12 protein-coding genes are annotated in these 11400 nt (G+C 66.8%); 2 read left to right on the forward strand and 10 right to left on the reverse strand.

What is annotated here, in order from left to right; genetic code table 11:
• Window positions 1–40: 40 nt before the first annotated feature.
• Complete coding sequence (locus tag MJ606_RS16155) at window positions 41–919, forward strand: methylglyoxal synthase (protein ID WP_243050570.1); 879 nt, start codon at window positions 41–43, stop codon at window positions 917–919.
• 65 nt (window positions 920–984) lie between these two features.
• Complete coding sequence (locus MJ606_RS16160) at window positions 985–1755, forward strand: NRDE family protein (protein WP_243050571.1); 771 nt, start codon at window positions 985–987, stop codon at window positions 1753–1755.
• A 57-nt stretch (window positions 1756–1812) separates the two neighbouring features.
• Here MJ606_RS16160 and MJ606_RS16165 read toward each other — a convergent pair whose 3' ends face one another.
• From MJ606_RS16165 to MJ606_RS16210, 10 genes are all read right to left on the reverse strand, one after another.
• Window positions 1813–2238 carry a YchJ family metal-binding protein gene (locus MJ606_RS16165; protein ID WP_243050572.1) on the reverse strand — a complete coding sequence of 142 codons (426 nt, stop codon included), beginning with the start codon at window positions 2236–2238 and terminating at the stop codon, window positions 1813–1815.
• A gap of 97 nt (window positions 2239–2335) precedes the next feature.
• Complete coding sequence (locus MJ606_RS16170; RefSeq protein ID WP_243050573.1) at window positions 2336–2932, reverse strand: DUF938 domain-containing protein; 597 nt, start codon at window positions 2930–2932, stop codon at window positions 2336–2338.
• 5 nt (window positions 2933–2937) lie between these two features.
• The gene (locus tag MJ606_RS16175; RefSeq protein ID WP_243050574.1) at window positions 2938–3138 is read right to left on the reverse strand and encodes a hypothetical protein; all 201 of its coding nucleotides are present in this window, start codon (window positions 3136–3138) and stop codon (window positions 2938–2940) included.
• Between the two features lie 69 nt (window positions 3139–3207).
• Window positions 3208–3786 carry an NnrU family protein gene (locus MJ606_RS16180; protein ID WP_243050575.1) on the reverse strand — a complete coding sequence of 193 codons (579 nt, stop codon included), beginning with the start codon at window positions 3784–3786 and terminating at the stop codon, window positions 3208–3210.
• 72 nt (window positions 3787–3858) lie between these two features.
• Entirely contained in the window at window positions 3859–4413 is a 555-nt protein-coding gene (locus MJ606_RS16185) for a HutD family protein (protein WP_243050576.1), read from the reverse strand.
• Window positions 4410–6512 carry an ATP-dependent DNA helicase DinG gene (gene dinG, locus MJ606_RS16190; RefSeq protein WP_243050577.1) on the reverse strand — a complete coding sequence of 701 codons (2103 nt, stop codon included), beginning with the start codon at window positions 6510–6512 and terminating at the stop codon, window positions 4410–4412. The genes MJ606_RS16185 and dinG overlap by 4 nt, the downstream gene beginning before the upstream one ends.
• Before the next feature lie 6 nt (window positions 6513–6518).
• Window positions 6519–8153, reverse strand: a complete 1635-nt coding sequence (locus MJ606_RS16195; RefSeq protein WP_243050578.1) for an NAD(P)/FAD-dependent oxidoreductase — start codon at window positions 8151–8153, stop codon at window positions 6519–6521.
• Window positions 8154–8229: 76 nt separating this feature from the next.
• The gene (locus MJ606_RS16200; protein ID WP_243050579.1) at window positions 8230–8883 is read right to left on the reverse strand and encodes a DsbA family oxidoreductase; all 654 of its coding nucleotides are present in this window, start codon (window positions 8881–8883) and stop codon (window positions 8230–8232) included.
• 152 nt (window positions 8884–9035) lie between these two features.
• Entirely contained in the window at window positions 9036–9542 is a 507-nt protein-coding gene (locus tag MJ606_RS16205) for a DUF1993 domain-containing protein (RefSeq protein ID WP_243050580.1), read from the reverse strand.
• A complete protein-coding gene (locus MJ606_RS16210) occupies window positions 9539–10894 on the reverse strand; it encodes a TCR/Tet family MFS transporter (RefSeq protein ID WP_243050590.1) in 1356 nt (451 codons plus the stop codon). Before MJ606_RS16210 ends, MJ606_RS16205 begins: the two co-directional genes overlap by 4 nt.
• Window positions 10895–11400: the final 506 nt, after the last annotated feature.

Raw genomic sequence — 11400 nt, forward strand, 5'->3', positions numbered from 1 at the left:
CGACCCGGCGGCCCGTCCCTAGTCATCGGAGCGAAACACCATGCGTCTCGGCCTTGCCGCCAACCAGCTTCACCACGCCCACGCGGATGCCGCACTTTTCCGTTGGTTGCGCGCTTGCGGGGCGGGCATACGCGAACTGGGGCTTGGCCTGCATGCGGTGGGGCGCACCTACGATGCGATCGAGCGCAGCGGCTTGCTGGCGGACTATGCGCCGCTGCGGCGCTACCCCTATGGCCGCGAGGGCGGCCTGATGAAGCTGGTGGCCGAAGTGGTGGGCCTGGGCGATGACCGCGTGCTGGACGGCGCGATCTACCTGATCGATCCGGTCGATCCCTCGTCGATCTTCCCCGAGGCGGTGGCGCTCAAGCGGCAGTGCGTCATCCACGGCAAGCCATTCATTTCCACCGTGGCGTCGGCCCGCGACTGGATCGAGCTTGAGCGCATCCATGCCGGCATGGCGCCCGATACCGGCGCCGACGCCTTTTACGCGCTGGAATCGCAAACCGTCGCCTTGATCGCCCACGATGCGATGAAGCCGCAGATGCTGGCCTACGCGACAGAGCACTTTGACGTGCTGTCCCGCTTCGCCTGCCGCGTAGGCACGGGCACCACCGGCCAGCGTCTCAATGAACTCGCCTGGAGTCGCGGCTGGCCCGTGCAGGTGCCCTGGGTGGAGCGCTACCAGAGCGGCCCGCTGGGCGGCGACGCCCAGATCGCCGACCTGGTGCTGGAACGGCGCTGCCAGCGCGTCATCTTCTTCGAAGACCCGCATGTGGCGCGCCAGCACGAGGCGGATATCCAGCTGCTGGAGCGCGCGGTCACCACGCGTACCGATGAAGCGGTGTGCATCACCTCGCCTCGCGTGGCGGCGCGCTGGGCCGAGGCGGTGCGCCTGCGTCGGGCGACGGTGCTGGCTTAGCCGGCGCTGGTACTGGCGCTGCGGGTCATCGACAATGACTCGATGACGCTGCGAGTCCACTCGACATGTGCCTGATCGCATTCGCCTGGCAGGTTCATCCACGCTGGCGCCTGCTGCTGGCAGGCAATCGCGATGAATTTCATGCGCGACCCAGCCTGCCGCTGGCGCGCTGGGAACAGCCGCCGATCATCGCCGGCAAGGATCTGGAGGCTGGCGGCACCTGGTTGGGCGTAGCCGACGACGGTCGCTGCAGCGTGGTCACCAATGTGCGCGATCCGCGCGATCCGCAACAGGGCCGGTCGCGCGGGCTGTTGGCGCTGGATTATCTTGCCGGAAGCGCTGGCGCCATCGAACATGCGCATGCCCTGCTGGACACGGCGGCGGACTACCGCCCCTTCAATCTGCTGACGTTCGACACGCAGAACGCGTTCTATCTCGGCAATCGACCCGAACCGCGTGCGCAGGCGATTACGCCGGGCGTGCACGGTCTTTCCAATGCCGACTTCAACACCCCGTGGCCCAAGACGCGGGCGCTGATGCGGCGCCTGCAGGCCTGGGTCGAAGGCAGCGAGCCGGATGATTTCGCGCCGCTGTTTGCCGCATTGGCCGATCCGCATGTGTATCCGGACAGTGAGTTGCCGGATACCGGCGTGGGGTTGGAGCGCGAGCGCTGGTTGTCCTCGGCGTTCATCCGTGGCGAGTCGTATGGCACGCGGGCGAGCACGGTGGTGGCTATCGGTTACGACGGGCACGGTGTTGTGGTGGAGCGGCGTTTTGGGGCGATGGGGCGGGAAGAAGGGGAGACGGCGGTGCCGATCGTTGCGGCTGCTCGGTGATGCTTGTTGGGGGCGATGGTTTATTTATGCGGCGTCCACGTCACACAAAGGCCCCAGTCACTCAGTCCCTCGAGCATCAGGAAACTCCCCATCCACATAAAACCACCGCCCATCCTCGCGCACAAAGCGACTCACCTCATGCATGCGCTGCGCCTTGCCCCCGCCATAACGCAGCCGCGCCACGAATTCCACGGTGGCGTGGTCGCCCTCGCTGGCATGGTGCTTCACGGAGAGTCCCAGCCAGGTGGGCGCCGGCTGCTGCGCGCCCAGCTTGAGCGTGGCGGGCCGGGTGCTGGGGTGCCAGGTGGCGAGCAGGTAGTCCTCGCGCTTGAGCACATAGGCGCTGTAGCGCGAGCGCATCAGCTGCTCGGCGGTGGCGGCGATGCCGCCTTCGTGCAGCGGTCCGCAGCACTGGGCGTAGCCGGCGGTATTGCCGCAGGGGCAAGGGGTGAGCGTATCGATCGCTTGCACGTAGGGTCGCATGGCATCGGTGGGCGCGACGGGCAGGTCGCCATTGGCCGCATCCTGACGCGTCCTTGCGCAAATGCCAATGGTTGGGCGCTAGGCCGAAAGGCGTGTGTTATCCCGGGTGGCGCTGCCACACGCGACAGCGGTTGTTGGCCGGCATGGCGAGGTCGTCCAGCAGGGTGAAGCCCGCGGCGTCAGCCAGGGCATCCACCGCCTCGGCGTCGCGGATGCGCATGTGCGCGCCGCGCGCCTGCAGCCACTGGTCGAAGGCCGCGTTGCTTTCGCTGGTATAACGCCCGCCATAGTTGAACGGGCCGTAGATAACCAGCTTGGCGCCGTCGGTCGTTGCGTCCGCCAAGTGATCGAACAGCTGCTCCACCTCGTCCCAGCCCATGATATGCAGCGTGTTGGCGCTGAACACGGCGTCGTAGCGCTGCACCGGCCAGGCACCGCTGACATCCAGCACGAGCGGCGGTGGCGTGTTGACCAGCGCCACTTCGTTCAGCCATAGCGTGATGCCGGGGATGTTCTCCACGCGGTCCGTGCATTGCCACTGCAGTTGCGGCAACGCCGCTGCGAAATGCACGGCATGCTGGCCGGTGCCGCTGCCGATCTCCAGCACCTGCCGGCGGTCGGCGAAATGCACGCGCAGCACCTCGAGAATGGGGTCGCGGTTGCGTTCGCAGGACGGCGCGTTGGGTTTGTCCACGCCGGTCAGGCGGCAGGCCGGCCGCGCAGCACGCGCGCCGGCAGCATCAGCATCGCGCCGAGCAGGGCGAATACCGCACCGACGGTGATGCCCACCAACCGGAACGGCAGCGTCAGCAGCCACACGATGGGGTAGAGCACCAGGGCCAGCAGCGCGAGCGGCCAGCAGAACACCAGCAGCAACAACCAGAGCAGGAAGGCGACCATGGGCTGGCCCTCATATCGGAAACGGGGCCACTCTAGCGCAGCGGGAAGCCGTCGCGTAGATGACTACCGTCACCCCAGCGGCTTCACGCCGATCAGCCACCCATGCAGCCAGAAGGCGAACACGGCCCAGCTCGCCACGCCAACCACCACGGCTATGACGTCGCCCTTGGCCGTACCGGCGGGGTAGCTGACACCGGCGGCGCGGTCGCGGCGGCGGGCGCTGACGAAGTCGATTATCGCCCACAGCAGGAAGGCGCCAAACAGCAGCACGTCGTGCAGCATGCCGGTGGCCAGCAGATGGCCGAACGCCCAGCACTTCACGCCGGCCAGCATCGGGTGGCCCAGCTTCGCCTTGAGGTGATTGCCGGGCACATAGGCCGCGGCGACCAGGATGAAGGCCAGCAGAGTAAACAGCGCATTGAGATGGCGCAGCCCCAGCGGCGGTACATACAGCACCACCGGTTGCTGCCGGGCCAGGCCGAAGCCCCACACGATCAGCACGAAACCGATGATGGAGGCCACCGAATAGAACGCTTTCCAGCGCAGCTCGCCCAGCCGGGCCAGCTGCCGGCTGCGCCAGTCTTGGGCAAAAATCCGCAGGGAGTGTATGCCGAGGAAGATCACCAGACCGAGGATCAGCAGTGCCATGGGCTCACCTTGGGATGGGGCAGGACAGCCGGATGATAGGCCTTGCGGACCGTTCCTGCGTTGACCGGCAGCTCAGCGAGGCACCACCAACACCAGCAGGGCCACGCTGTCTTCACCCAGTTCGAAGGGCGAACGATCGGGCCGCCAGGCATCGCCTGCCTGAAGCAGGCCGTCCGGCGTCGCCATGGTTCCCCGCGCCAGATAAACCAGCACGCATGCGGGATCAGGCGCATGGCTGCCCGGTGAGGTCAGGGTCTGCACCTCGCCATGGGCCAGCGCGCGCCGCACCATCAGGTTGAAATCCCGCGTGGCGCCGCCGGCCATCGCCACGTCCACGCGCGCCTCGCCCGCAAAGGCGAACGGCACGAAGGGATGCACCAGCGCATGCGTGCGTTCGCCATCCAGGGTCATGCTGAAGCCATCGCCATCGAGCAGCGCGATATGGCGATCGATGCCAGGGAATTCGGAGAACGGCGCCGCGCTGTTCACCTCGGCCACGCTGACGCGCCACAGGAAATCGTCACTGCCCGCATCGGCGGGAAAGCGGGCGATCTCGCGCGTGGTGCCCATGCCGTTCTTCCACGGCTGCGGCGGGCAATCGGCCGCGCGAATGATGTGAAAGCTCATGCCACTCTCTCGATGACGCGGGTGAACGGCGGCAGCGCCTTCAGCATGCGCTCGCCATAACGCTTCAGCACCACGCGCCGGTCGAGCAGCACGATGCGGCCGTGGTCGGTTTCGGTGCGGATCAGGCGGCCGCAATACTGCGTGAGCAGGCGCGTCGCCTCGGGTACGGTCACTTCGATAAACGGATTGCGCCCGCGCGATTCCAGCCATTCCGCATAGGTCGCGCCGACCGGATCGGTCGGCACCGCGAACGGCAGCTGGGTGATGACTACCGTCTCGCACAGCTTGCCGGGAAGGTCCAGACCTTCGCCGAACGAGGCCAGCCCGAACAGCGTGCTGCCCTTGCCGGCCTCGACATCGGCGATGTGCTCGGCCACCAGCTGCGCCTTGCCTAGCGAGCCTTGCGCGCGCACCTTGCGCACGTATTCGATCGGCAGTTTCTGCAGTACGCGATCGAGCTTGGCGCGCGAGGTGAACAACACCAGGTTGCCGGCGTCCCAATCGAGATTGTCGGCCAGCCAGTCGCAGACTTCCTGCGTGTGTTCCTCGCGTGCGTCGGGCAGCGTGCGCATGGCGGGCACTTCCAGCCGCGCCTGCGCGGCAAGGTCGAACGGCGAGGGCAGGCTGAGCGTCACCGAATCGTCCGGCAGGCCCACCGCATCGGCAAAGCCGCGGAAATTGCCGCCCGCACTGAGCGTGGCCGAGGTCATCACCACCGCGCTCGCATTGCCCCACAGCACGCTGCGCAGCAGGCCTCCCGCCGATACGGCCGAGGCATGGCAGACCAGCTGCTGGTCGCCGCTGAGCGTGACCCAGCGCGCCAGCGGCGGCGCATGCTCGCCATCGCTGGCCGACCAGGCGCGCCAGGTGCGCACCTGGCGGTCGATGCGCTCCAGCGCCATGCCCAGCTCGCGCGACAACGCCTCGTGGGTGGGGCCGCTTTCGGTCATCTCCAGCACGGCGCGGCGCACCGCGCCCACCCAGCGTTCCACTTCGCCCGTGAACACATAGAGCGCGCGCGCATGTTCCACCCAGGCATCGGGCAACTGGCCAAGCGAGCCGCGATACATCGGCTCGTTGTCATCGGGCGAAGGGAGCCAGCCGAGGCGGATTTCCTTTTCCAGTTCTTCCAGCGCGTCGCTGAGTTCCTGCAGTTTTTCATCGCCGGCATCGAGCGAAAGCTTGCCGATCACTTCCTTGTCGGTGAGCGAATAGGCCGCGTGAATCTGCCGGCCCAGGCGGCTGAGCTGGCGCACGGCCACGCTCATGTACACCTCGGCCGCGCCACGGTCGATCGCCTTCGACGGCACGTGATGGCCTTCGTCGAAGATGTACAGCGTCTCGTCCGGCTTGGGCAGGATCACGCCGCCGAAGCCTTCTTCCTCGCGCGGCATGGTGAGGTCGGCCAGCACCAAGTCCTGGTTGGCCACGATGATGTCCGCGTCGCCCACCGCGCGGCGCGCGGCGAAGAACGGGCAAGCCATGAACTGGCCGCATTTGCGTCCCGTGCAGCCGCCCGCGCTGGTGGTGATCATGGGGCGCAGCACGTCGCTGATCGGCTCGGGCGCAGCGTCGATGTCGCCGTCCCACTCGCCGCGATCGAACTGGCCGGCGAGCTTGGACAGCGCTTTCTTGTCGCGCTCCTGCGGCGGCTTGGTCCATAGCGCCAGGTCGGCGTCGAAGCCCAGGCCCAGCTGCGCCGTATCGTTGAGGCTGTTGCTGGCCATCGCCAGGTTGCGCGGGCACAGGTAACGCCCACGGCCCTTGGCCAGCGCCACCTTCGCTTCGCGTCCGTTGAGCTTCAGATACAGCGGGATATCGCGCTGCACCAGCTGCTCCTGCAGTGCGACGGTGGCGGTGGCGATCAGCAGTTTCTTCTTCTGCGCGCGCGCCACCTCGACGCCGGCGATCAGGTACGCCATCGACTTGCCGGTGCCGGTGGGTGCTTCGATCACCGCCGCGCCACCTTCCTGGGCCAGTGCCTTGGCCACCTCGGCGATCATCTTTCCTTGCGACGCGCGCGCGCGAAAGCCCGGCAAGCCGTCCTTCAGTCGCGTGTAGGCGGCGCGGATGTCGTCCTTGATGGCGTCGGTGAGCATGCCCTCTCAGCGGCCCGCGTTGATGGCCAGCGCGACGGCTTCCGCCACGCGGATGCCGTCGACGGCGGCGGAAAGGATGCCGCCGGCATAGCCGGCGCCTTCGCCGGCGGGGTACAGGCCGCGCGTGTTGAGGCTCTGGTAGTCGTCGCCGCGGCGGATGCGCACCGGTGACGAGGTGCGTGTCTCGACGCCGGTAAGCACGGCGTCGTGCATGGCGAAGCCCTTGATCTGGCGATCGAAGGCGGGCAGTGCTTCGCGAATGGCTTCGATGGCGTAGTCCGGTAGCGCGGAAGCGAGATCGGTCAGGCGCACGCCGGGCTTGTACGAGGGCTGTACCTCGCCGAATTTGGCGGATGGCTTGCCCGCGATGAAGTCACCCACGAGTTGTCCGGGCGCGCTGTAGTCGCCACCGCCGAGTGCATAGGCGCGCGATTCAAGTTCGCGTTGCAGCGCGATGCCTGCCAGCGGGCTGCCGCTGTCGTCGAACGGTGCGAAATCCGACGGATCGATGCCCACCACGATGGCGGCATTGGCGTTGCGCTCGTTGCGCGAGTACTGGCTCATGCCGTTGGTGACCACGCGGCCGGGCTCGGACGTGGCCGCCACCACGGTACCGCCAGGGCACATGCAGAAGCTGTAGACCGAGCGACCATTCTTGCAGTGATGCACCAGCTTGTAGTCCGCCGCGCCGAGGATCGGATGGCCGGCCTGCGGGCCAAAGCGCGCGCGGTCGATGATCGATTGCGGATGCTCGATGCGGAAGCCGATGGAGAACGGCTTGGCCTCCATGTACACGCCGCGCTCGTGCAGCATGAAGAAGGTGTCGCGCGCGCTGTGGCCCACGGCGAGCACCACGTGGTCGCTGCGGATCTGCTCGCCGCTGGCCAGCACCACGCCGCGCAGGTGACGCGTGCCGTCGGCGTCGGTATCCACCAGCAGATCGTCCACGCGCTGCTTGAAGCGGATTTCGCCGCCCAGCGACTCGATGGTGGCGCGCATGTTTTCCACCATCGTCACCAGGCGGAAGGTGCCGATATGCGGCTTGCTGACGTACAGGATTTCGTCCGGCGCGCCGGCCTTCACGAATTCGGCGAGCACCTTGCGGCCATGGTGCTTCGGGTCGGAGATCTGGCTGTACAGCTTGCCGTCGGAAAAGGTGCCGGCGCCGCCTTCGCCGAACTGCACGTTCGACTCCGGTTCGAGCTGGCGTTTGCGCCACAGGCCCCAGGTATCCACCGTGCGCTCGCGCACCGCCTTGCCGCGGTCGAGGATGATGGGCTTGTAGCCCATCTGCGCCAGCAACAGCCCGGCGAACAGGCCGCAGGGGCCGGTGCCGATCACGATGGGCCGGTGTTCCAACTGCTCGGGCGCCTGCGCCACAAAGTGGTAACCGGTGTCGGGCGTGGGTTGCACGTGCTTGTCGTCGGCATGGCGCTTGAGCACGCCGGCTTCGTCGGCCACATCCACGTCGAGCGTGTAGATCAGCTGGATCGCGCCGCGCTTGCGCGCGTCATGGCCGCGGCGAAACACCGTATAGCCGCGCAGCGCATCCTTGCCCAGGCCCAGCTTGGCGCGGATGGCGGCCTCGATGGCGCCATCGGCGTGATCCAGCGGTAGCTTGATATCGGTGAGTCGCAGCATGCGGGCGCGGGGTTCAGGCAGTGACAGTCGCGCATTTTCGCACGTCCGGGGCCCCGCTTCCCGCCGGGCGGCCGGATCAGCCCTCGGCGGCGATCCGGCGCAGGGTCTGTTCGAACACTTCCGCCGGCTGGCCGCCCTGGATCAGGTAGCGGTCGTTCACGATCACCGACGGCACCGCGCGGATGCCTTGTGACTGGTAGAACTGCTCCTGCGCGCGCACGTCCTGGGCATAGCGGCCCTCGTCCAGCACCAGGCGGGCGGTAAGCGGGTCCAGCCCGACCTTGGCCGCCACGTCCACCAGCACGTCATGCGAACTCACGTCGCGCCCTTGGGTGAAATACGCCGCCAGCAGCGCCTGCTTCAGCTCGGTCTGGCGGCCTTCCAGCGCGGCCCAGTGCAACAGCCGGTGCGCATCGAAGGTATTGACGATGCGCTTGCGCTTGTCCATGTCGAAGGTGAAACCCACGTCGGCGCCGCGCTGGCGGATCGCCTCCTGGTTCTGCGTCATCTGCTCGGGCGTGCTGCCGTACTTGCGTGCCAGATGCTCGGCGACGTCCTCGCCCTCGGGCGCCATCTGCGGGTTCAGCTCGAATGGCTGGAAGTGCAGGTTCACCTCGACGTCGCTGCCCAAGTTTTGCAGCGCCTGTTCCAGCGATTTCAGCCCGATGGCGCACCACGGGCACACCACGTCGGAGACGAAGTCGATCTTGATCGGAGTGGGGGCAGCCATGGCGGGTCCTCGGGGCGGAGTGCTGGTGTCGTCGAGATGGGGGCGCTATCGCCCCGATCAACTTCTACGCAGGCACCCGCCCCTCAGTCCAATCCTCTCTCCCACAGGGACTACCTTCGGGTCGCCCCACGGGGAGAGGGAGACAGGCGTACTTACGGCTTGCCGATGAAATCGGTCTTGCCCAGGTCCGCGCCCGCCTGGCGCAGGATGGCGTAGGCCGTGGTGCAGTGGAAGAACAGGTTGGGAATCACGAAGTGCAGCAGGTAGCCCTGGCCTTCGAAATGCTGCTCGCCGGTGCGCATCTTGAGCGTGATCTCGCGCGTCTCGCTGCCGTCGATCTGGTCCGGCTTGAAGTTCTTGATGTATTCGATGGCGCGTTCGATACGCTTGTGCAGCTCGTCGAAGCTCGACTCGTTGTCCTCGAACTTCAGCGGCTCCACGCCGGCCAGGCGGGCGCAGCCGTTCTTGGCCATGTCGGTGGCGATCTGCACCTGGCGGGTCAGCGGCAGCATGTCCGGGGTCAGGCGCGACTGCAGCAGCAGCGACGGCTCGTACTTGCGCGCCTCGGCATGGGCCTCGCCCTTGCGCAGCACATGCTGCAGGTTGCTCAGTGCGCGCAGGAAGACGGGAACGGATGCCTGGTACATCGACAGTGTCATGGGGAATGCTCCGAAGGTTCGGTGGTGGAAACCGTGGGTGGAAGCGGGGTCGACGGCGGCAGTTCCGCCGTGGCCTCCGCGCTTGCCGTGGCGGGGGCACCGGCCAGGTCCTGTGCGTGGCGCGTGACGCGCACGGCGATGACCGTACCGATGGCCAGCAGCACCGCCGACAGCACAAAGGCCAGGCCGGGAAGATGCCACGGCGATGCCGGCGAAATGGAGAACGAGAACACCTGGGCGAACAGGAACGGACCAAAGATGCCGGCGAAGCTCGCCAGGCTGCTGATCGCGCCCTGCAGGCGGCCCTGTTCGCTGGGGTCCACCTGGTGCGTCATGATCGACTGGATCGGCGGTTGCGACAGGCCCCATAGCGCCATCAGCGGAATGCCCAGCAGGAACACGAAGCCGTTGTCGGCCAGCCCCATCGCCAGGAATGCGCCAATGCCGCACAACATGCCGCCCAGCATCAGTCGCCGCTCGCCAAAGCGCGGCGCCAGCCGGCGCGTGAGCACGGCCTGCACCAAGCCGTCGCAGCCACCCATCAGCATCAACACATAACCCACCGCCTGCGGACCCCAGCCGTAGCGATAATCCGCATACAGCACGAAGGTGGTCTGCAGCACGTAATGCGCCAGGTACACCAGGAACATCACCACCGCCAGGCCCAGCACCAGCGGATAGCGGCGCAGCAGCGTCAGCGAACCCAGCGGGTGCGCGCTATGCATCTCGAAGCGCGGCGTGCGCCGCTCCTTCGGCAGCGACTCGGGCAATACGAACAGCCCATACAGGAAATTGCAGGCCGCCAGCGCGGCGGCGACCCAAAAGGGCAGGCGCAGGTCGTAATGGCCGAGAAAGCCGCCCACGCCCGGACCGATGATGAAGCCCAGCCCGAATGCGCTGCCGAGCACGCCATAGGCTGCGGCGCGCTTCTCCTTCGGCGTGATGTCGGCGATATACGCATTGGCCGTGGTGAAGCTGGCGGCCGTCATGCCCAGCAGCACGCGCGCAAAGAATAGCAGCCACAAGGTTGGCGCCAGCGCGAGCAGCACGAAATTCAGCGACAGGCCCGCATTGGAAATCAGGATCACCGGGCGTCGCCCGAAGCGATCCGACAGCGCGCCCTGCACCGGCGAGAAGGCGAACTGCACGGCGGCAAACACCGTGCTGAATACGCCCACCCACCACGCCGCATTGGCAATGCCACCGCCGGCCAACTGCTCGATCAGGTGCGGCAACACCGGGATGACGATGCCAAACGCCAGCATGTCCAGCACCACGGTGATGTAGATCAGCATTACCGCGGCGCGGCGGCGAGGGTGAAGCTCGTTGATGGCTGGCGCTGGCTGGTCCATGGGTGGGGGACTGGGGGTGCGGATGCGCACGATAGCCGATTGCTTGGGATGAGGTGTGTGCAGTGCAGTAATTTGAGGGTGCGGGTGGCTGGATGGGGGATTTTGTTCTGGTGTGGCGTGATCGCCAGGGTGCCGCCTGCGCGGCGGGCGTTTCGACCTCCTGCCGGAGGCCGAGTCACTTCTCTTTGCTGGCCCAAAGAGAAGTAACCCAGAGAAATGGCCTTCAAAGCCAAGGCTCGTAGCGTTGCGCGGAATACAGGCCGGAACGCTCTCTGGGGCCTCGCTGCGGGATCCCTTCGCCGCTACACAGCGGTGAGACCATAGCGCTGCGCAACGCGCCATAGCGCTGAGGGCTTAAGGCCGGTGTGGCGGCGTTGATGGGTTGCTATAGCTCCCGAAGGTGGCGGTATCCATGGTTATAACCGTCACTGAGGCTAGATGGTCCCCTCACCCCAACCCTCTCCCCGGAGGGGAGAGGGAGCCAAGACGTGAAGCGCGCCGCTTTA

The sequence above is a fragment of the Dyella sp. RRB7 genome (assembly GCF_022761115.1).
Classification (GTDB): Bacteria; Pseudomonadota; Gammaproteobacteria; order Xanthomonadales; family Rhodanobacteraceae; genus Dyella.